The following is a 22391-nucleotide window of genomic DNA, read 5'->3' on the forward strand; positions in this document are numbered from 1 at the left end:
CAGTTTGGGCCATTTTTCGTCTGTGGCTTTTTATAGTTTCTTTTATGTGACGGGACATTGCAGCCTCCTTGTAAGGTTTTAATATTGCTTACAAAAAGACGATTACAATCGCATCGATATGTCAAGGAAAATTTTACCTTAACTTCTGAAATGTTTACGAAGACTTTTTTTAAAAACTACGCTATTGCTGGGTTTCAGGGGTGCCCGGGAATCGCTGACGCAAGAGCTTTGTCGATACCCTCCTCCCAACAATTCATCAAGGGTAGGGTGTCCACTTGAAATAATTTTCCCGAGAGCAGTATTCTGCATTTTCACAGAGGGGATTGCATGAATAAAAATTCCACCTGGTTTTATAATATATGGAAATTCATTATGGCTGAAATCTGAGCCACGATATTTGACCACCCGCAACAGAGAAGTAGAAACTCTGTTGACGACCTCACTTCGCAACTGAATAACACAATTGGTCAAATAATCGAGAAACTGATAGTGTGAAACATTATTGACATGGTCTGCCGTTTTTACAGTCATCACCGCTGTCATGTTGTGATCAAGCAACCATTTATGAAGGATATAAAGAGACTTTCGCTCCAGGTAACTATCGTTAAAGTGCTGCAACAGGACATCAATTGCATCCACCACTATGCGTGTGGCACCCATTTTTTTTGCAAGCGCACCTACCATGACAAGTAAACCCTCAATGTCAAACTCCCCTGATATAATAACAGATGGGTCCAGCTGTGCCTCCATGATATAAAGCGTGTTGTTTTCCTCAACCTCAGTCAGGTCAAAACCCAGCAGCATGGAATTATGACGTATAGTTTCAGCCTTTTCTTCAAAGGTTATGAAAATACCACTATTTCCTTCTTGCGCTTCATTGTAAAGAAATTGCATTCCCAGGATAGACTTACCACTACCCGGTCCACCAACAATGAGGGAAACATGATTTTCTGGCAATCCACCCTGTAATATTTCGTCCAGGCCTTTTATATGTGTTGGAACCTTAGGAAGATTTTCTTTTATAGATTGAGAACGAGCAGCTTTCATGACTTCTCCTGAGTGGTGTTATCTGTCGTGTGCATTGATTGATCCTGCTGTTTTTTGGCTTTTGCAATTTCTCTTTCCCGTTCAGTAACATCTATAATGGATAATAAAATCTCCACCGTTTTACCTTCATTGTTTTTTAATGGTTTGATCACCCAGTCATACAGCCTACAGTCATCCCCAAGTTTATCTGCCGTGCGTTCACTTGCAAAAATAAAATGTTCTTCACCAGTTGTGAGAGCTCTTGCAATGATGTTTTTCTCATCTTTTGAGATTGGTGCAAGAGAAAAAAGTTTCATGCCGACAACATTGGCAGCATCAAGTTTATGGCGCTTAATAAACAGATCATTGGCTGCCAGGACAGTATACTTATCGTCAAGATGAACACTCATGACATGGATTGATGAAAAAATACTCATCAACATCTCACTTTTCTTCCGTAGTACCCTGGTCTGTTCGTCTACCATCGCCACTATTTCAAACTGGTTTTTCTTCAATCTGGTAATATTTTCGAAGGTCAACACAATACCTTCGATACGATTATCAGAGGTGCGATAGGGCAGGATTTTACGGTGAAACCATTCACCTGATTCGGTCTTAATCTCTTTTTCCTTAATCCGCAAAGTCTCCAGCACCATTTCACTGTCATGATGGAGGTCAGGATCAGAAAAATGTGGGGTGATATCATCCAATGAACGACCTATATCTGAAGCGATGAGGTTAAACAGTTTTTTTGCAGTGGGAGAAAAAAAATTAATATGAAACCTGGTACTTAAAAAGATCGCCGCGACACTGGTACTGTTAATCAAATTGTTGAGATCATTATTGGTTGTTACGAGAATAGATACCTTGTCCTGTAACTCACTGTTTACGGTATTTAGCTCTTCATTAAGTGACTGCAACTCTTCTTTTGAGGTCTCCAGTTCTTCGTTTGAAGATTGCAACTCCTCGTTCATGGACATAACCTCTTCATTGGAGGCCTTTAATTCTTCATTGGATGTTTCCAGCTCTTCTATGGTATTTTGCAGATCTTCTTTGGTTGATGAGAGTTCATATTCCAGTTGTTGGACAATGGGCTCTTCTGTCTCACCAGAGACCACTTGTTCAACTGAAGAGCCACTCTTCTTTATCCCTTCTTCAAAACAGATAAGAAAGAGCCCCGTTCCTCCCTTGTACTGTGTAAGGGATATTACTGAAAAACTAATTTTCACATATTTACCGTTGCGTTTGAGCCTTGCATCGGAAACAATGATGTCTTCATCATTTTGAACACATTTATAGATCGCTCCACGCAACTTTGTGACCAATCCATCCCGGATGACCGCAAAAAGATCGCTGGTCGGCTCCCCGGTGGGATACCGAAGATATTTCACTGTTTCGCCAAAATGATAAAGAATTTCTTTTTTACGGTTGATAAGTACTGTGGTTGGTGCATAGTGATCCAAAAGGGCCGTGTTAACAAGCTCCACAGGCTTGATCGCCCTCACGGTGGGCTCAAGAGCATAGAACGCAGGTCGATTTTGCAGCCTGCCTGGAAGGATAGGGAAACTTGCCCTTTGCGGCTGGGCAGAATCAATGCGTTGAAAAAAACGCCATTTTTTCGAGAGAGTTTCGAAGAGGTCAATATGATGGCCAATGGTTTCTGAGTTACCAAGCAGCAGATGTCCACCAGGACGCAGAGCAAAATGAAAGAGTTCAATAACCTTGTCCTGCACCTCGGCCTCAAGATAAATCAACAGATTACGACAGCTGATTAAATCAAGTTTTGAAAAAGGTGGATCACTGATGAGGTTCTGTTCAGAAAAAATAATTTTATCACGTAGTTGTTTGGATACATAATAATAATCATCTTTGTTTACAAAAAAACGATTAAGCCGGTCAGGCGAGAGATCAGTGGCAATACTTTGTGGGTACCTGCCGCTGCGGGCATGCTCTAAGGCTTTGATGTCAATATCAGTTGCAAATACCTGAAAATTTGCCTTCTTGTTAAGCTTGTTGAAATTTTCCATGAGAAGCATAGCCATAGTATAGGCTTCTTCACCGGTGGAACATCCAGCTACCCACACACGCAGGCTGGTTTCCGGGCTGGACTGGCGCACCAGAGATGTTATCAGTATCTCATCCAGGAGCTCCCAGCATTCACGGTCACGAAAAAAGTGGGTAACACCTATGAGCATGTCATTGAAAAGCTCTTCTATTTCTGCAGGATTGTCTCTTAAAAATGTTACATAGTCCAACATCCTTTCGATTTGTTTGAGACCCATTCTTCTTTGGACTCTACGCGTAAGGGTGTTTTTTTTGTAGTGATGAAAGTTATGTCCCAGCTGTGCGTGTAGAATGGCCAGTACATTGTTGAGGTCCTGATTATTGGTATCATTTGTCATATCTGTTCCAGGCCATCGGCCACGAACATAGGAATGATTGATATATTTTAAAATAGCTTCTGGCATTTCATTGACAGGCAGAACATAATCAACAGCTCCGGTTGAGATGGCACTCACCGGCATACCATCATACTGGGCGGTATTCGGAGACTGAGCCATGGCCATTCCACCGTAACTTTTGATCGCTTTGAGGCCCAGGGTACCGTCACTGCCTGTTCCTGAAAGTATGATACATACCGCTCGTTCCCTTTGATCTTCAGCAAGGGACGAAAAAAAGAAATTGATTGGCATCCGGAGCCCGCGTTTCTGGGCTGGTGGGGTAATATAGAGTTCACCATTACGGATCGCCAGATCATAATTAGGCGGAATCATGTAGACATAGTTGCTCTCCACAGGCATACGATTTTCGACCTGAACGACCTTCATGGCTGTATGACGGCTTAACAAATCCACCATCAGACTCTTGTGGGTCGGATCCAGATGCTGGATTAAGACAAAGGCCATGCCTGTATCACTCGGCATAGCTTCAAAAAGTTGCTTAAAGGCATCAAGACCACCTGCAGAAGCTCCTATCCCAACAATGGGAATATGCTGTTGCGTGCTTTGGGACGAGTTATCATCCATTATCTCTCCCGTAAGATGTTCGCCTGCATCTGTTGTCTCAGCAGTTGAGAGACTTTTCTTTGCTCTGTTTGTTTTTTTCTTTGTCATTGTGATATTTCCACGGAAGGCGGCTGAATTAGATCTTTGTATCGAGAACTTTTCTGACTAATTGAGCGAGTTCATGGAGCACGAAAGGTTTCATTATAAATGATATGTCCATTAATCTTGCCTTATTTTCATCTACTTGAGTACTATATCCGGTACAGAGTATTACCGGAAGGTGCTTTCTGTGAAGATGGATCTTTTGGATTAACTCCAAGCCTGAGATATCGGGCATAATCTGATCACTGATAACGAGATCAAACTTGTCCGGATCTGCGAAAAAACAGTTCAATGCATCCATTCCACTCGTCAAAGATACAACTGAATATCCCAGACCCTCGAGAATTCTTCTGCCGATCTCAACTATTTGTTGCTCATCATCAACATAGAGGATACATTCCGTTCCGGTGGGAACCGATTCGCAAATATTGTTACTTCTGTCTGCCACCACTTCTTGCGAGATGGGAAAATAAAGTTTAAAGGTGGTTCCTTTATTTACGATACTGTCAACGGTTATGGCTCCCCGGTAGTTCTGCATGATACCGTGGACAATGGATAACCCCATTCCGGTTCCTTTTCCGACTGGCCTGGTTGTAAAGAAAGGATCAAATATTTGTTGTCGAGTTGTCTCCTTCATCCCTTCCCCAGTATCGCAAAAGGAGAGAATTGCATAGTCCCCGGGGACAAGGTCTCGAGGCCTGTCACTATCAGTCTTTTTGAGCGTCACCTGTTTAAGAGCCAACAGGATGGTGCCATTTTCCTGCATGGCATGGATGCTATTTGAAAAGAGGTTCAAGATAATTTGATTTATTTCAACCTGATCGGCAAAGACGTTGAGACGATCACTTTGAATATCCTGTTTTATTGAGATGGATACAGGGATCGTGTTTCTCTGAACTTTGAGGGCTTCCTGAATCGCCTGGGATAAATTGATGGTTGCAACATTTCTGTCCGATTTCCGGCTAAATGTCAGGAGTTGCTTGACGAGTGTTTTTATGCGTCCTGCAGCCAAAAGTACCTCATTCAGATCTTCTTCAACCACCGTGTTCTCTGTCATTGCCTCTTGAGCGAGCTCGGTGTATCCAATGACAACTGCCAACATATTGTTAATTTCGTGGGAAATGCCACCCGCAAGTAAGCCAACAGCCTGCATTTTATGGGCTTGAAGGAGTTCTTCTTTGAGCTTTTTAGCTTCGCTGTTATCTATGACAGCCATCCGGTAGATGACAGTTTCATTATCAGGTGCTGTAGTGGGCGCATTCCCATTTTCCCGGTCAATAAGAGCTGTCCGCTGAAACTCACTAAATGAACAAAAAATCAAATAGTTATACAGTAAATAATTTCAGTATGATTTTAAGATGAACTCTCATTACGCCTCAACCAGATGAAATTTTCAGACATAAATTAGCTAAAACCCTCAATTTTGCTAGGTTTAGCCTGCCCGGGAAATGGGAATGGCGTGCTTCTCAATTGCTCTAACTTGCTTATTTTGTGTTATTTTTCAAAACAAGATCTCTTCTGGGCTGATATTGTTGCTTTTTATGTTTATGGATAACAGGCTCATGATAGCCGGGAAAATGGGAGTGCGCCCGCTGTAGTTATTTCACCATGCACAAGCCCCGATATAAAAGAGCCGTCCACCCTTTTGAATCTAATTTCAATATCACCAAATGAATTTTTCTTAAGCGACTCAACTAAATGAACATGAAATAAATCACTCACTTCAGTGAGCATAAACTCAACGAAACTTCGGTTAACTACGTCAATTTTGGGTCGGTCTAACATCTGCGCAAATGTATCATTTACTTTATTTATATATCCATCTACGTTCAAATTAACATAGCCGACCGGGGCTTTATCAAAGAGTTGCAGGTATTCATCGCAGGATTCTTCAATTTTTAATTGAGCCTGCTTCAAACTTTCATTTTGCATTTCAAGTTCAATTTGATGGACATAAAGTTCATGGACCACTTCATCAAAATCTCTACGAGAAAATGTTTTTTGTATCCCTTTCTTCTCTTTTAATCTTTTTTCAGCCTTTTTACGTAAGTCCATGTTTTCTCTGTGAGTGATAATGGATGTTTAGAAGACTCAAGTCAACGATACTTTTTCTGACAAAATTGTACCACGGTCTTTCATTATTATGCAACTTATGGATGCCTTGAATAATTTTGTATTTCGTTCAGCAGTTTCCGGAGCAAAATGACCTAATGTTTTGAAATCATTGCTAAAGACCAGGAAAGTTTACGAAGCCAGTTTCTAACTGTTTGATCTTACAGGATGTTTTTTTTGGTTTTTTATTGTAATATCGATAGGTTGTGGTTGTCTTTCGTAAGCTGTGAAGGGTTCATAATAACAATTACAAATATTTACAATGTTTTACGCCGGGAATATCTGTGTTTTGTTCATATTCAAGGCACAGGAGAAAATTTACCGGAGCTATATATTCGATATCGGAGTCTGGCGTTTACCTGCGAGGATAAATTTTTGACTGTAACGAAGAAGATGGGCGAAATACAAGATTATTCAAGGTACCCATAAGCTCGTCAAAAGGGATGATGCTGGAAATCTATTGGGGATGATGAAACCGGTATCAGGAACGATTGTCAACATACACATGACTGCGTCTCGAGAGCATAAACACCAGTTGTTGACATCAATGCCAGGTGCTTCTCGCTCAACATGATTTCAGCGGTCACAAACCGGGGGTGTTGCGGTTCATTCCACGTAAAAACAATTATTTATTACCAAATTTGGAAAAACTGCTGATTTTTTGAAGAGAAAATATCCTGACACCGGGGAGAGAACCTGGTCGAGGTGATCTCATCATCGCCGATTTAGACAAGGTGCAGTCACGCTTCCTCTCAAGATTCATCTGAGAGCTTAAGCTGTTGCAAGCAATATCTGGAGGGAGTATCTCTTCTCCATAACCTTTATCCACACGAGAGCAGCGATAAAGGATAGTGGCACACAAATTCAGCTCATTAGAGACGGTCAGCGAGGCCTGAGTTCGACTTCCCCGCCTCCACCATTTAAAAAAAGACAACCCGCCTCTCTGGAGTAACTCTCCGGGAAGGCGGGTTTTCTTTTTCTCTACAGGATTATGCCCGTCTGGGAGACTTTCAGGTAAACTCCCTGGTGAACCTTTAGGCTGCCCTCAAAAGAATGATGGAGGCGAAAAAGTCATGCCTGGCCATAAAATTGGCCGTTTGTGGAAATTTAAGAAAGATGAGGTCGATACCTACCGACCTGGGTCCGCAAAGGAAAAGCTGGCGAAGTGACTGAAGGAAAATAACAGAATCAGGAGTTTAAATGAAAACCATTCGCAGTGCGTGCCAATTACAGCCCAATGCCCTTGAAATCAATGTGGGTGATCAAATCGAGCAACTTGATCAAATCATCAACGACACCAATGGGCAGGAATATTACAAGAAAACGTTCATTACGGACGGAATGAAAACTCTCCTTTCGAAGGGGATGGCGCGTCTTGCCGGTAAATCTAACGATACCGTGTTTCACCTGAAACAGGCTATGGGTGGAGGTAAAACACACTTGATGGTTGGTTTTGGTCTCCTGGCAAAGGATTCAGCACTCCGCGAGGCACAAACAGGTTCGATCCCGTACCAATCTGATTTTGGTTCAGCGAAAATTGCGGCCTTTAATGGACGCAATAATCCTGACACCTATTTTTGGGGTGAGATTGCCCGTCAGTTAGGCAAAGAGAGTCTCTTTAAAGAATATTGGGAGTCTGGTGCGAAGGCACCGGATGAAAAGGCGTGGGTAACGCTCTTCGATGGAGAAGAACCCGTTTTGATCCTTTTGGATGAGATGCCTCCCTATTTTCATTATTACAGCACGCAGGTTTTAGGCCATGGCACCATTGCCGACGTCATCACCCGGGCCTTTTCCAATATGCTGACAGCCGCGCAGAAAAAGAAAAATGTCGCTATTGTCGTGTCGGATTTGGAAGCCGCCTATGACACCGGGGGCAAATTAATTCAACGTGCGCTGGATGATGCCACCCAGGAACTGGGTCGCGCCGAGATCTCCATTACCCCGGTTAACCTGGAATCGAATGAAATCTATGAGATTCTGCGTAAGCGCCTTTTTTTATCCTTGCCGGATAACAGTGAAATTGCTGATGTGGCATCCGTCTATGCTGCCAGATTGGCCGAAGCGGCGAAGGCCAAAACCGTTGAGCGAAGTGCCGAAGCTCTGGCCAACGACATTGAATCAACGTATCCTTTCCACCCCAGCTTTAAAAGCATCGTTGCTCTCTTCAAGGAGAACGAAAAGTTCAAACAAACACGTGGTCTGATGGAGCTGGTTTCCCGCCTTCTGAAATCTGTCTGGGAGGACAAGGAAGATGTTTACCTGATTGGCGCGCAGCATTTTGATTTGTCGATTTCTGAGGTCCGTGAAAAGCTGGCTGAAATTTCTGAGATGCGTGATGTAATTGCACGTGACTTATGGGATTCCACCGATAGCGCCCATGCGCAGATTATTGATATTGACAGTGGCAACCACTATGCCAAACAGGTTGGCACTCTGCTGTTGACGGCCAGCCTCTCTACTGCCGTTCATTCCGTAAGAGGCCTTACCGAAAGTGAAATGCTGGAATGCCTGATCGACCCCAACCATCAGGGAAGTGATTATCGAAACGCCTTTACTGAGCTGCAAAAAGCCGCATGGTACCTGCATCAAACCCAGGAGGGACGTACCTATTTCAGCCATCAGGAAAATTTAACCAAAAAGCTGCAGGGCTATGCCGACAAGGCTCCACAAAACAAGGTGGATGAACTCATTCGTCTCCGCCTGCAGGAGATGTACAAACCCGTCACCAGAGAGGCCTATGAAAAAGTACTTCCGCTACCGGAAATGGATGAGGCGGACGCGGTCCTGAAGACCGGGCGGGCACTTCTGATCATTAGTCCGGATGGGAAAACGCCTCCCGGCGTGGTCACCAATTTTTTCAAAGGAGTAGTGAATAAAAATAATGTGCTGGTTTTAACGGGAGACAAATCATCCATTGCCAGCATCGAAAAAGCCGCAAAGCATGTCTATGCCGTGACCAAAGCGGACCACGAAATTGCGGCCTCACACCCGCAGCGTAAAGAGCTCGACGAAAAGAAGGCGCAGTATGAGCAGGACTTCCAAACCACCGTACTTTCTGTTTTTGATAAGCTGCTCTTCCCCGGCTCCAACCGAGGCGAAGATGTGCTCCGTTCCAAAGCGCTGGACAGTACATACCCTTCCAATGAGCCCTTCAATGGTGAGCGACAGGTGGTGAAAACACTGGCTGCGGACCCCATTAAACTCTACACGCAAATTGCTGAAAACTTTGATGCCCTCCGCGCCCGATCGGAATCCCTGCTTTTTGGGGCTCAGGATGAAGTGCGTAAAACTGATCTGCTTGATAAAATGAAGCAGAAAACGCAGATGCCGTGGCTGCCGAGTCGTGGCTTTGACCAGCTTGCCATCGAAGCCTGTCAACGTGGCGTCTGGGAAGATTTGGGAAATGGTTATATCACCAAAAATCCAAAACCCAAAAAAACCGAGGTTCTCATCAGTGAAGACTCTGGTTCGGATGATTCCGGTACCGTACGTCTTAAAATTGATGTGGTAAACGCAGGCAACAGCCCGCGCATCCATTATAGCGAAGATGCAGAAGTGAGTGAAAAAAGCCCTGTGCTCAGTGACAACATGCTGGCCACCAACGCGCTGCGCGTTCAGTTCTTAGCCGTTGATCCTACTGGTAAAAACCTCACGGGAACGCCTGCAACATGGACAAACCACTTAACCGTGCGCAACCGATTTGATGAAGTTGCCCGCACCATAGAACTCTTTGTCGCACCGAAAGGGTCCATCAAATATACACTGGACGGCTCTGAGCCCAGGAATGGAACGGAGTACACCAGACCGATTCAGATTTATGATCAAGAAATCACCGTCCATGTCTTTGCGGAATGTGATGGCCTGGAAAAAAAGAACAGCTTCACCTTTTCAAAATCCGGATCAAAAGAAGTACACATTGTAAAAGAAACTCCTGCAACATGGTATAGCGCATCACCTAAACGCCTCGACAGCTCTTCCAAAACGTATAAAGGGCTGAAGATGGCGAAAGAAAAAAACATTGAATTTGAGCAGGTGACCTTGATGGTGGGATCTTCTCCGCAGGTCATTCATCTGTCGCTGGGGGAAATGAAGATCGATGCCGCGTTTCTTGAAACAGAGCTGGCGCATTTACAAACGCTGCTCAGTCCGGATGCCCCGGTCGTGATGAGCTTCAAGAAAGCTTACACACCGACCGGATTTGACCTGGAGCAATTTGCCAGGCAGCTCGGCATTGAAATCGCTCAGGGAGAGGTTGAGCAATAATGGACAAAACTGTTGATTTTGGCGCGTCTGCCGCCTTCGGAATGCACCACTTTTATGTGGAGATTCCCGTTGCGCCCCGCGAAGCCGTCTCTATCTATGAAGATTTTGGCTTCGATGGGGATGAAGCTCGAAGAGAAACCGTTGAATGCCGATTGATTCTGGCGCGCGAACTGTGGACCAAGGTCAGAGATGATGCCCGCCGCGATTTTAACGCCCGTCTGAAAATCAAAAAACAAAGCACTGGCAGCTGGAGCACCGGAACGGTGAAACTTGATCGCTTTCTGGGGCGGGAGCTCTGTGTACTCGGATGGGCGGCAGAACATGCATCGCCTGCCGAATGCCCCATGATTTGCCAGAAATGGCTGGCATTGCGTCCCGAAGAACGGTGGTGGCTCTACAGCAAAACCGCCTCGGAGGCAGGACTGGATCATCAGATGCAACGCGGCTGGCGCAAAGCACTCTACTGCGCGTTATCGGATGGGACAAATATTAAGCTGGCGCTCAAAAAAAAAGCCAAAACAAAACAAAAGAAATCCGAACAACAAGAGACCCCGTCCTTGTTTGATTTTGTAGAAAAAGGAGATCTCTGATGGCATTGGAACCATTCGCATGGAAAGACAAACCGGCACTGATTGAACATCTTTTTCCGGTGCAGAAAATATCCTCTGAAAGCTATAAAGAGCAAATGGCAAATCAAGGAAAGTCCCTCACTGCATTGGGCAGCTATTGGAAAGGGCGTAAACCGCTGATTCTCAATAAAGCCTGTATTCTTGGCTCCCTGCTGCCCACCACGGATGATCCGCTCAAGGATTTAGAGATTTTCGAACTCCTGATGGGCATGGATGGTATTGCGCTGGCCAAACGGCTTGGACGGATTACGCCAGAGGCCATTGCCCGCCGACTGAAAGGCCTCGATACCGCCTGCTGGTTTACCACCAGAGAAGAGGTCGAGCTGCCGGAGCAGACGCCGTTCGACATCAGGGATTATCCGGTTGAAGTGATGCACGCCGGGCAGATGCACACCGTTTTTCCCAGGCTGCTCTGGGAGGAGTCGGTTTCCGAAATAGATCGCCTGAACCTTGAAGCGAAAGCCTTACCCTTTCCTTGCTATCAGAAAAATGTGGCCAGGGCAAAACGTCCTGAAGAGCTGGGCGATCCGCTGTTTGATCATATCTGGCAACGCGTCAACCAACATCTGGGCACGACCGCCCACTCCATGCCGGAACTGGTAGAGCAGATGGGCATCGCCCGTTTTGGCCGTCGTCCCAAGGTGGCGGACGTCTTTTCCGGGTCCGGGCAAATTCCCTTTGAAGCCGCTCGCCTGGGGTGCGATGTCTATGCCTCTGATTTGAATCCGATTGCCTGTACGTTGACGTGGGGAGCTTTTAACATTGTTGGAGCCTCTCCAGAAAAAAGGGTGGAAATTAATGCTGCGCAAAAGCAATTGGCGGAACAGGTGCAGACTGAAATTGATGCACTGGATATTGAAACCGATGGCAACGAGTGGCGAGCGAAGGTTTATCTCTACTGCGTCGAAGTCAAATGCCCGGAATCAGGGTGGCTGGTTCCTGTAATACCCAGTTTGATTATCAGCAAAGGATACCACGTGGTCGCTAAACTGATCCCGGTTCCTGCTGAAAAGCGCTACGACATCGATATCTGTTATGTCGCTTCCTCCGAAGAGGTTAAAGCCGCCCAAACGGGTACGCTACAAAAAGGCGATTTGGTTCATTCCCCGGATGGAATTACGCAATACCGTGTAAGCATCAAATCGATTCGCGGGGACTATAAAGAGGGCAAAAAGAACCGCAATCGGCTCCGACTGTGGGACAAGAGCGATTTTATCCCCCGTCCAGATGATATTTTTCAAGAACGTCTCTACTGCGTGCAGTGGATGAAGCAGAAACCAAATGGGAAAAGGTTTGATTATGAATTCCGTTCCGTAACCGATGATGATTTGGCTCGGGAACAGAAGGTCATCGATTATGTGGGAGACCACCTGAAACACTGGCAGGAAAAGGGTTATGTCCCCGATATGATGATTGAGAAAGGCTATAATACTAACCAGCCTATTCGAGAGCGCGGCTGGACCTATTGGCATCATTTATTTAATTCGAGGCAACTCCTGCTCATTTGTTTTTTTAATCGTTATGCTACTGAAGCATATACTAAGCTGGGGATCAGTCAAGCTGCAAACTGGAATTCGCGATTATGCTCATGGGATGGCTCTCCAGGGGTAAATAACACGCATCAAGTTTTCTACAACCAAGCCCTGAACACTTTATACAACTACGGATCCAGGGCGTTTTATAATATTTTAAAGCCAATCTTTCCAAATTATAAAAACTTCCCATTGCAAACGAAAACATGTGTTTATTCGAATTTAGCCCAAGATATCGAAGTTGAAAACGACATCTACATAACCGACCCACCCTACGGCGATGCAGTCAAATATGAAGAGATAACCGAATTCTTCATCGCCTGGCTTCGCAAAAATCCACCCAAAGAATTCGCCCACTGGACGTGGGACAGCCGTCGCTCAATAGCCATCAAAGGCGAAGACGAAGGCTTCCGTCAGGGCATGGTGGCAGCCTATCGCAAGATGGCACAAAAGATGCCGGACAATGGTATTCAAGTGCTGATGTTTACCCACCAGAGCGGATCCATTTGGGCCGATATGGCCAACATTATCTGGGCCAGCGGTCTGCGGGTGACGGCAGCCTGGTATGTGGTGACTGAAACCGATTCAGCCTTGCGCCAGGGTTCCAACGTGAAAGGCACCATCATTCTGATTCTGCGTAAGCGACATGAGGAATTGGAAACCTTCCGTGATGATCTGGGCTGGGAGATTGAAGAGGCGGTTAAAGAGCAGGTGGAATCGCTGATTGGCCTGGATAAACAGGTGCGTGATCACGGTTCGGAAGGGCTCTATACCGATGCCGACCTGCAGATGGCCGGTTATGCCGCCGCGCTGAAGGTCTTAACCGCCTATTCCCGCATTGACGGCAAGGACATGGTCAGGGAAGCAGAGGCTCCTCGCCAAAAAGGCCAAAAGACATTTGTTGATGAGCTGATTGAATTTGCAGTGCAGACCGCCGTACAGTTTCTTGTTCCCGTCGGTTTTGAAAAAGGAGAATGGCAGAAACTGGAGCCGGTGGAACGATTTTACCTGAAGATGGCGGAGATGGAGCATCAGGGGGGCAAAACGCTGGATAATTATCAGAACTTTGCCAAAGCCTTCAAGGTGTATCATTTTGACCAGTTGATGAGTGATGCGTCGAAGGCCAACTCGGCGCGCCTGAAGCTGTCGACTGAATGTAAAGGCGCTCTGATGTCCGGGGATGCGGAGATTGCGGGGACGCCGCTCCGCGCCTTGCTCTATGCCTTGTTTGAGCTCTCCAAAGAAGTCGAGGTGGAGGATGTGCTGCTCCATCTGATGGAAAACTGCCCGAACTATCTTCCGAACAAACCCCTGCTGGCAAAAATGGCAGACTATCTTGCAGAAAAACGGGAAGGTCTGAAAACAACAAAAGCATTCAAACCCGACGTGGAAGCAAGCTGCGCTCGCGTGCTCGCGGAAGCTCTCAGGAATCAGAGGTTGTAAGCGATGGCTCTTCGGCGTTTTTCATCTCGAACGGAAAGACTGGATACGGAATTTCTGGCTGCGTCACTCAAGGGGGCATCCAAATATTTCCGTATCGCTGGCTATTTCAGGAGTTCCGTTTTCGAGCTGGTTGGTGAAGAAATTGCTCAAATTCCAGAGGTGAAAATCATCTGTAATTCCGAACTGGATCTGGCAGATTTTCAGGTGGCTGCCGGGCGAAATACGGCGTTAAAAGAACGTTGGAATGAAGTGGATGTCGCAGCTGAAGCACTCCTGAAAAAGGAGCGGTATCAGATCCTCGATCAGTTGTTGCGGTCCGGTAATGTGGAAATACGCGTTGTGCCGAAAGAACGCCTGTTCCTGCATGGTAAGGCTGGATCTCTTCACTATCCGGATGGAAGCCGTAAATCGTTTGTCGGTTCCGTAAACGAATCAAAGAGTGCCTTTGCGCACAATTATGAGCTGGTGTGGCAGGATGACGATGAAGCGAGTGCCGACTGGGTAGAAACAGAGTTTTGGGCGTTATGGAATGAAGGTGTGCCTCTCCCGGAAGCCATTTTGGCGGAAATCAATCGTGTAGCGAACCGCCGGGAAGTCTCTGTAGAAGTTCTGAAGCCGGAAGAAGTTCCGGCCGCCGCCATGGCGGAATCTCCCATATATAGAGGTGGAGAGCAGCTGCAGCCGTGGCAGCGCTCCTTCGTCGCAATGTTTCTTGAACATCGAGAAATATACGGGAAAGCCCGGCTGTTACTGGCCGATGAGGTTGGTGTAGGGAAAACATTTTCAATGGCAACCAGTGCGCTGGTGAGTGCTCTGCTTGGGGATGGTCCTGTGCTTATTTTGGCACCTTCCACGTTAACTCTTCAGTGGCAGATTGAGATGATAGATAAACTGGGTATTCCCACAACTGTCTGGTCTTCTCAAAAGAAGGTGTGGCTTGGGGTCGAGGGGCAGATTCTTTCACCACGAGGAGATGCTTCATCGATTAAAAAATGCCCTTACAAAATTGCCATAATTTCAACCGGCCTGATTCTGCATCAATGTAAAAAAGGCGTTTTTATCAAAGAAGCGGGGATGCTGCTCAAAAACAAATTCGGTATGGTCATCCTCGATGAGGCGCATAAGGCCCGTGTCAAAGGCGGTCATGGCAATACAACATCTGAGCCTAACAACCTTCTCTCCTTTATGCAGCACATCGGCAGGCGTACACGGCATTTGATTTTAGGAACTGCAACCCCGATTCAGACAGCTGTTCGTGAGCTGTGGGATCTTTTGGGTATTCTCAACAGTGGTGCGGAGTTCGTTCTCGGAGATGCCTTGTCTCCGTGGCAGGATCATGAACAGGCAATTCCACTGATAACAGGTAAAAATCAGGTCACATCTGAGCAAGAGGTCTGGCGGTGGTTACGCAATCCTTTTCCGCCTGCAAATGAGCATTATATTGTTCAGCAGATTCGTGATTCTTTATCGATTGACGCTGCGTCATTTTTTTGTGGCTATCGGTTTGAAGACCTGGGGTACATGATTCAGGAAATGTGGCTTTCCGAGTGTCTTATCCCCGGGTTCTTCAAGGAAAACAATCCGGTGTTGCGGCACACCGTTTTGAGAAAACGGAAGCAGCTTGAGGATGATGGCCTGTTGGAAAAAGTTGGGGTAAACACACATCCCGTTCCCCGAAATCGTGCACAGTACCAGTCGCGTTTTGTTGGATTAGGACTACCAACCAATACACCGTTCCAGGTAGCCTATGAGCAGGCGGAAAAGTTTAGCACACTGCTGCAATCCCGAACCAAAGTGGGCGGGTTCATGAAGTCGTTGATGTTGCAAAGGATATGTTCCAGTTTTGCATCCGGTCTGAAAACCGCACAGAAGATGCTCAAACATTCCATCTCGAATGAGGACGAGGATCGTATTGAAGAAGTTGAACATATCCTTTCTGAAATGACTCCTGCGGAAGTTTCCTGTCTCAAAGAAATAGAGACCCAACTTTCACGTGCCGAAGCCGTTGATTCTAAACTTAACACGGTGAAGTGGTTCTTAACCGAATTCAGGACGGATGGAAAAACCTGGATGGAACACGGGTGCATCATCTTCAGCCAGTACTATGACACGGTAGAATGGATAGCAGGAGAGCTGGCAAAATCATTCAAGGGCGAGGTTGTCTCTGTATATGCCGGTGTTGGAAAAAGCGGACTCTTTCGAGGCGAACAGTTTAACCGCGTCGACCGTGAAGTCATCAAGGCTGCCGTGAGAACGCATGAGATCAGACTGGTTGTGGCAACGGATGCAGCGTGCGAAGGATTAAATCTCCAGACGTTAGGAACTTTGATTAACATCGATCTGCCATGGAATCCATCCCGCCTTGAGCAGAGACTGGGGCGTATTAAGAGGTTCGGGCAGACCCGTAAGAGTGTCGATATGCTCAATCTTGTCTACAGCGAAACTCAGGATGAAAAAGTCTACAACGTCTTGTCTGAACGCCTGCATAATACGTATGATATCTTTGGCAGCATCCCGGACACCATCGATGATGAATGGATTGATGATGAGGAAGCGCTGAAAAAACGAATGAATGAATACATGCATGAAAGGAAAAAAGCTCAGGACGCTTTTTCTGTAAAATACCGTGAAACCATAGATCCTGAAGATCATTTATGGGAACGTTGCGCCTCCGTCTTATCCCGCCGCGATATTGTCAGCAAACTGAGTGAGCCCTGGTGAAATGGATTGATGGAGACCTTGAATAATCGTCTATCTTCTTTGTACAGTCAAAAAATTATCCTCGGAGGTAAGCGCCAGACTTAAAATTGAAGTGGAAACGTATTATTTTCTAACCATGTTCTTGAAAATTCGTGTCTATTCGTGGTTACAAATTGCATAAGGAGCGCTCGAATGAGAGCAGGGAATAAATCATGTTAACCGCAATTTTGGCTTTGATTACCGGTTTGCTTCTGCTTGTCTGGAGTGCAGACCGTTTTGTGGAAGGTTCAGCTGTTACTGCACGTCATTTCGGCATGCCGCCGTTATTGATTGGTATGGTGATCGTGGGGTTCGGGACCTCTGCACCTGAAATGATCGTTTCCGCTTTGGCATCAATTGATGGGAAGGGCGGAATTGCCATTGGGAACGCCTACGGTTCAAATATTTGCAACATTGCCCTGATCCTCGGGGCGTCCGCCCTGATCAATCCGATCATGGTTCACTCGACAGTCTTGCGCAGGGAGCTGCCTGTACTGACGCTTGTGACCATTCTTACTGTTGTCCTTCTTGCAGATCTTGATTTATCACGGCTTGATGCTGTTATCCTGTTGCTGCTATTTGGTGGCCTGATGGCATGGACCATTGTTCAGGGGATGACGCGAAAGAGCGATACACTGGCGAAAGAGGTTGAGTCTGAAACTGCTGAAAGAGAGATGCCGATTAAACGGGCCGTTTTCTGGCTTGTTACCGGGTTGCTGCTGCTCATTGTCAGTTCGCGCATCCTCGTATGGGGTGCGGTTGAAATTGCTCAGATTTTCGGTGTAAGCGACCTGATTACAGGTTTGACGATTGTTGCGGTTGGTACGTCCCTGCCGGAGCTGGCGTCATCTATCATCGCTGCCCGTAAGGGTGAGCACGATATCGCTTTAGGAAATGTGCTCGGATCAAACCTGTTCAACACACTGGCCGTTGTCGGTATTGCCGGATTGATTCATCCTTTTGCAGTTGAGCCAGAAACACTCTCGCGGGACATGGTTGTTATGGGAGCGTTGACCATTTCACTTTTCTTGATCGGTTATGGATTCAGAGGGCGTCAGGGGCGTATAAATCGTTGCGAAGGAACGGCTCTTTTGCTGGTATATATCGCATATACAGCCTGGTTGATCAGCACCGTATTGAAGGTTTCGACATGAGGGGATCTTGAATAATCGTCTCTCTTCTTCGTTAGAGTTACGTTTATCCTCGGAGGTAAACGCCAGGCTTCAGGTAAACGCCAGGCTTCAGGTAAGCGCCAGACTCCAGGTAAGCGCCAGACTCCGTTATCAATCATGGTGGTAATACATTTCCTCCTGTGCCTCGAATATGAACGAATGCAGGCTGTTTCCAGGTACCCTTATACCTGAATTTGTGTGTCCGGGATAGTGTAGCCACATTAGAAGGCTGGGCATCGCCGTTTCAGATTGAATGTCATGTCTTTTATAGGTCTCTTAAGTTCTATGAGCCTTTGACCCCGCCAAATTGAACGGAATCACTGCGTATACAACTCTATTTCACCGGGATGGACTAAACTGTCACGGGTGAAGCATGTTATTTGTCGATAAATAACAGCATCTTGAGTAATCCACTCTGCCAGCTGATCGCCGACCACTTACCACCGATGCGGAGGCAGATGATCTTGTTTTGTTTGGTGTAAAAATTCACCTGCACCAACACCAACGAATGACCAACCAATTGTCCAGTTTATAGTGCTAAAAACTGGACATTCACCGTTTGTGGTGTTATTCTTTTTATTATGAATATATCTGATATAATAAGGTCCAGGGTAGCTAGATTCTCCAGAGGCTATGTCTTTACCTTTAATGATTTTGTCGACATGGTAGAGAGCAGGGAGGGCTTGATTAAAGCTTTGAATAGACTTGCTGCGTCTGGAGAAATCGCAAAACTTGCTAAGGGTAAATATTATAAGCCAGAACAATCTCCTTTTGGAGAACTTCCACCGAATCAATATCAAGTCGTCAAGGATTTACTTGAACGTGATGGGCGGATTGAGGGATATATAACTGGTCTTAGTATCTACAATACGATGGGTTTGACAACTCAGGTGAGTAGTACCATCCAGATTGGAAAGAATGAAGTTCGTTCCTCAATGAAGCGTGGAAAATATAGTATTTCTTTTGTAAAACAGAAAAATACAATCACGAAAGAAAATATTCCACTCCTGCAGTTACTTGATGTCTTGCGTTTTATAAAAAGAATACCTGACTCGAAAATAGATCAGAGCTGTAAGGTTATACAGAGCTTAATGTCAAAGTTATCTGAAAAAGAGTTGGAGGTATTGGTTCGGCTTGCATTAAAATATCCCCCTTCAACCAGAGCTCTACTTGGGGCTATCTTGGATAGTTTGGGCAAAATAAGCCTTACAGAGAAGCTGAGGAAATCGTTAAACCCCATCACAATCTATAAAATTCCAGGGGTTTCTGGTGTATTTTCTTCAGCGTCCGAGTGGAGTATCAAATGAGACTGCATGAAGACAAACGTCTTTTTCGACAGGCAGTAACTGCAACGTCAGAGATGTTGAGTATTCCAGAGATATTTATCGAGAAGGATTACTGGGTGACATCTGCATTACATGCTGTCTTCCATGATTCTATTGGGGAGCAAAGCTGGATGAGTACAATAAGTGCAACACCGTAATAATCATACTTGACGTATAATTCCAAACTTCAATACCCTCCGGGTTAATAATTATCATTAGCTGAACTTAATTTTTCCACGTGTCTTTCAGGGACGATAAAAAACACTGATGGTGACACACCGGCGGTTGTTTCCTGTAAACTCTCTTGACAACAACTCTGTAGTCATTTTATCCTGTTTTTCAATTAAAATTTAATCTTCACCTGAGAGAAGGCCACAGCAGAATGATTGTCCATTATGGAATTTACGAACGGGGGAAGTGTTGATGTACAAATTGGACTTCAATACATGCCTTGCATCTAAGAGTTTAATCAAACTCCTGCATGTTTTAGTGGGTGTGCTTTTTGTTTTCAACCCGTTACCTCTTTTTGCTGAACAATTGGACTTGACCGGGTTGAGTCTGGAAGATCTGATGGGCGTTAAGGTAACTTCGGTCAGTAAAAAAGAGCAATCCCTTTCAGACAGTGCTGCAGCCATTTTTGTTATTACGAACGAAGATTTAAAGCATTCCGGGGTTACCAACATACCCGATGCCCTGCGCATGGTACCAGGATTGACTGTGGCCCGTATCGATTCAAATAAATGGGCGGTTAACAGCCGTGGTACCGCCAGCCGTTTTGGAGATAAACTCCTGGTACTTATTGACGGGCGCAGTGTTTATACGTCGTCTTTTTCCGGTGTTTACTGGGAAGTGCAAAACGTGATGCTGGAAGATGTGGAGCGCATTGAGGTCATCCGGGGACCCGGTGCCACCCTCTGGGGTGCCAATGCGGTCAACGGTGTCATCAATATCATAACCAAACATGCCGAGGATACCCTGGGCGGTCTGGCAAGTGTGGGTGGCGGTATTAATGAACCGGCCTTTGCCAGTACCCGGTATGGTACTTCTCTGGGAGAGAATACCTGGGGACGCATATACGCCAAAGGATTTAAAGAAGATGAATTCAAAATTTCCAGGGGGGATGATGCCGGTGACGACTGGGATATGCGCCAGGGAGGATTTCGCTGGGAGTCAAATTTAAACGCCAATGACAGCGTTAACCTCCAGGGTGATATCTACCAGGGGGATATCAACCAGCAGATAATTCTCCCTTCTGTGGCAGCTCCCTACCGTATATACGTTGATGACGATACCGAGGTGTCGGGGGGCAATCTGGTGGCGAGCTGGCAGTCCATCTTATCTTCTACCTCGGGATTTACGCTGCAAGCCTATTACGACTGGACAGAAAGAGAAGAAGCCTTTGTCCATGAACGACGAAACAGCTTTGATCTTGATTTCCAGCATCGATTTTCACCAGGCAACCGCCATGACCTTGTCTGGGGCATCCGATATCGTCATACCGACGATGATTTTGTCAATAATCCAGTTTTTTCAATAATACCTGAAAGCCAGGGAGACGACCTTTACAGTGCTTTTATCCAGGATGAAATCTCGCTGGTGCAAGATTACTTGCGGCTGACCCTCGGGTCAAAATTTGAACATAATGATTACACCGGCTATGAGGTGCAGCCAGGCCTCCGGCTGCTCTGGAAACCGTGTCCGTACCATCGGTTGTGGACATCAGTGTCCCGTGCGGTGAGAACCCCGTCTCGGGGGGAGAGTGATGGAATTGTTCTCAATAAAGTTATTCCGCCTTCAAGTGCCTCATCTGGTTTGCCTGTCGTCATCAATACTGTGGGAACGTCTGAATACGCATCGGAAAAACTGACCGCCTATGAACTGGGTTATCGTTTTGTGCCGAATCAAGCCTTTTCCCTCGATGTTACAACTTTTTACAACAATTATGACAAGGCTCGGACCGTTGAGGCAGGAGATTATGTAAATCGAGGAACATACATCGAGAAAAACCTTTATTTTAACAACAATTTTTCAGCCCATTCCTACGGTGCAGAGGTGTCAGGAACCTGGCAGGCCGCCTGGTGGTTGAAGCTGGATCTGGCCTGCAGTTACCTTGTCAGTGATATGGAAGATGGATGGCAGGTGGGCCAGGAGCCCACATATCAGGCATCCTTGCGTTCGGCCTTTACCCCTCGGGAAGATCTGGATGTGGATATCTGGTTTCGGTATGTCGATAATACAAGCGCCTTATCTACCGCTGCAGCTGATAATCTGTTTGAGATCGATGATTACTTCACTCTTGATATTTGCCTGGCCTGGCGTCCCAATGACAAGTGGGAGCTGTCCCTGGTCGGACAGAATTTACTGGAAAGCAGACATCTGGAGTTTGTGCAGGAAAGTTTTACCCTGCCCACTGAGGTTGAACGGGGTGTTTACGGAAAAATAACCTTCCAGTTCTAGGAAACTTTGATGAAAAAAGACAAAGAACTGGTCAAACGCTTGAAGCGGGTCTACGGTCTTGCTGTTTTGTTGATGCTTCTCTCGATTTCTGCAATTGCCAATGCGGTGAGTCCAGGTATGGATGAGTATGCGGTAAAAGCTGCATTTGTGCTCAACTTTGCCAGATATACCCAGTGGCCGGAAGAATCCTTTGCCAGTCCGGCCGAGCCTTTCACACTCTGCGTTTTGGGCAATAAGACCATTAAATCTGCTTTCCAGGAACTTAACGGTAAAAAGATCAATGACCGAACACTTGATGTGCATTTTATGCATAAGAGCAAAGATGTCGGGCAGTGTGATATGATGTTTATCGGTAAAGGGGTTGATCCTGTCCTCCTCCTTGACATACTTGCAGCCGTAAAGGATAAACCCGTGTTAACGATCGGTGAAACAAAGGCGTTTATCAATGATGGGGGGATTATTAATTTTTTCAGCAGAACAGGACGATTGCATTTTGAAATCAACGTGATCATTGCCCGAAAAAATCATTTAAAACTGAGTTCTCGCCTTTTAAAACTGGCTATTCTTGTGGGTGAGAAATGAG

13 protein-coding genes are annotated in these 22391 nt (G+C 45.9%); 9 read left to right on the plus strand and 4 right to left on the minus strand.

Annotated features, from left to right (window positions below):
* Positions 1-138 precede the first annotated feature (138 nt).
* The 4 genes from JWG39_RS11215 to JWG39_RS11230 form a co-directional block, all read right to left on the minus strand.
* Positions 139-1047 (minus strand): ATPase domain-containing protein, encoded by a 909-nt coding sequence (locus JWG39_RS11215; protein WP_205219497.1) that lies wholly within the window; start codon positions 1045-1047, stop codon positions 139-141.
* A complete protein-coding gene (locus JWG39_RS11220) occupies positions 1044-4139 on the minus strand; it encodes a chemotaxis protein CheB (RefSeq protein ID WP_205219498.1) in 3096 nt (1031 codons plus the stop codon). The genes JWG39_RS11215 and JWG39_RS11220 overlap by 4 nt, the downstream gene beginning before the upstream one ends.
* Positions 4140-4167: 28 nt before the next feature.
* The gene (locus JWG39_RS11225; RefSeq protein WP_205219499.1) at positions 4168-5349 is read right to left on the minus strand and encodes an ATP-binding protein; all 1182 of its coding nucleotides are present in this window, start codon (positions 5347-5349) and stop codon (positions 4168-4170) included.
* A 344-nt stretch (positions 5350-5693) separates the two neighbouring features.
* A complete protein-coding gene (locus tag JWG39_RS11230) occupies positions 5694-6188 on the minus strand; it encodes a PAS domain-containing protein (RefSeq protein WP_205219500.1) in 495 nt (164 codons plus the stop codon).
* Positions 6189-7445: 1257 nt separating this feature from the next.
* Between JWG39_RS11230 and JWG39_RS11235 the strand changes: the two genes are divergently transcribed.
* From JWG39_RS11235 to JWG39_RS11275, 9 genes are all read left to right on the plus strand, one after another.
* Positions 7446-10511 (plus strand): anti-phage-associated DUF499 domain-containing protein, encoded by a 3066-nt coding sequence (locus JWG39_RS11235; protein WP_205219501.1) that lies wholly within the window; start codon positions 7446-7448, stop codon positions 10509-10511.
* Entirely contained in the window at positions 10511-11101 is a 591-nt protein-coding gene (locus JWG39_RS11240; protein ID WP_205219502.1) for an anti-phage-associated DUF3780 domain-containing protein, read from the plus strand. Before JWG39_RS11235 ends, JWG39_RS11240 begins: the two co-directional genes overlap by 1 nt.
* On the plus strand, positions 11101-14115 hold the full coding sequence (locus JWG39_RS11245; protein ID WP_205219503.1) for an anti-phage-associated DUF1156 domain-containing protein: 3015 nt from the start codon (positions 11101-11103) through the stop codon (positions 14113-14115). Before JWG39_RS11240 ends, JWG39_RS11245 begins: the two co-directional genes overlap by 1 nt.
* Positions 14116-14118: 3 nt before the next feature.
* Positions 14119-16836: a phospholipase D-like domain-containing anti-phage protein gene (locus JWG39_RS11250; RefSeq protein ID WP_205219504.1), complete on the plus strand. Its 2718-nt coding sequence runs from the start codon at positions 14119-14121 to the stop codon at positions 16834-16836.
* A gap of 191 nt (positions 16837-17027) precedes the next feature.
* Entirely contained in the window at positions 17028-18008 is a 981-nt protein-coding gene (locus JWG39_RS11255; protein ID WP_205219505.1) for a calcium/sodium antiporter, read from the plus strand.
* Positions 18009-18607: 599 nt separating this feature from the next.
* Entirely contained in the window at positions 18608-19333 is a 726-nt protein-coding gene (locus tag JWG39_RS11260; protein ID WP_205219506.1) for a DUF6088 family protein, read from the plus strand.
* Positions 19330-19509 (plus strand): hypothetical protein, encoded by a 180-nt coding sequence (locus JWG39_RS11265; protein WP_205219507.1) that lies wholly within the window; start codon positions 19330-19332, stop codon positions 19507-19509. Before JWG39_RS11260 ends, JWG39_RS11265 begins: the two co-directional genes overlap by 4 nt.
* A 265-nt stretch (positions 19510-19774) precedes the next feature.
* Positions 19775-21808, plus strand: a complete 2034-nt coding sequence (locus JWG39_RS11270) for a TonB-dependent receptor plug domain-containing protein (protein WP_205219508.1) — start codon at positions 19775-19777, stop codon at positions 21806-21808.
* 9 nt (positions 21809-21817) lie between these two features.
* Positions 21818-22390, plus strand: a complete 573-nt coding sequence (locus JWG39_RS11275; protein WP_205219509.1) for a TOL_0243 family YfiR-like periplasmic protein — start codon at positions 21818-21820, stop codon at positions 22388-22390.
* The last annotated feature ends 1 nt before the right edge of the window (position 22391 follow it).

The sequence above is a fragment of the Desulforhopalus vacuolatus genome, assembly GCF_016918505.1.
Classification (GTDB): domain Bacteria; phylum Desulfobacterota; class Desulfobulbia; order Desulfobulbales; family Desulfocapsaceae; genus Desulforhopalus; species Desulforhopalus vacuolatus.

What these genes read in the sequence shown, in the direction of transcription:
- JWG39_RS11245 (WP_205219503.1), top strand. Translation starts at nt 11,101, where the DNA reads ATGGCATTGGAACCATTCGCATGGAAAGACAAACCGGCACTGATTGAA.
- JWG39_RS11220 (WP_205219498.1), bottom strand. Translation starts at nt 4,139, where the DNA reads ATGACAAAGAAAAAAACAAACAGAGCAAAGAAAAGTCTCTCAACTGCT.
- JWG39_RS11265 (WP_205219507.1), top strand. Translation starts at nt 19,330, where the DNA reads ATGAGACTGCATGAAGACAAACGTCTTTTTCGACAGGCAGTAACTGCA.
- JWG39_RS11260 (WP_205219506.1), top strand. Translation starts at nt 18,608, where the DNA reads ATGAATATATCTGATATAATAAGGTCCAGGGTAGCTAGATTCTCCAGA.
- JWG39_RS11235 (WP_205219501.1), top strand. Translation starts at nt 7,446, where the DNA reads ATGAAAACCATTCGCAGTGCGTGCCAATTACAGCCCAATGCCCTTGAA.
- JWG39_RS11240 (WP_205219502.1), top strand. Translation starts at nt 10,511, where the DNA reads ATGGACAAAACTGTTGATTTTGGCGCGTCTGCCGCCTTCGGAATGCAC.
- JWG39_RS11255 (WP_205219505.1), top strand. Translation starts at nt 17,028, where the DNA reads ATGTTAACCGCAATTTTGGCTTTGATTACCGGTTTGCTTCTGCTTGTC.
- JWG39_RS11270 (WP_205219508.1), top strand. Translation starts at nt 19,775, where the DNA reads ATGTACAAATTGGACTTCAATACATGCCTTGCATCTAAGAGTTTAATC.
- JWG39_RS11250 (WP_205219504.1), top strand. Translation starts at nt 14,119, where the DNA reads ATGGCTCTTCGGCGTTTTTCATCTCGAACGGAAAGACTGGATACGGAA.
- JWG39_RS11215 (WP_205219497.1), bottom strand. Translation starts at nt 1,047, where the DNA reads ATGAAAGCTGCTCGTTCTCAATCTATAAAAGAAAATCTTCCTAAGGTT.
- JWG39_RS11225 (WP_205219499.1), bottom strand. Translation starts at nt 5,349, where the DNA reads ATGGCTGTCATAGATAACAGCGAAGCTAAAAAGCTCAAAGAAGAACTC.
- JWG39_RS11230 (WP_205219500.1), bottom strand. Translation starts at nt 6,188, where the DNA reads ATGGACTTACGTAAAAAGGCTGAAAAAAGATTAAAAGAGAAGAAAGGG.
- JWG39_RS11275 (WP_205219509.1), top strand. Translation starts at nt 21,818, where the DNA reads ATGAAAAAAGACAAAGAACTGGTCAAACGCTTGAAGCGGGTCTACGGT.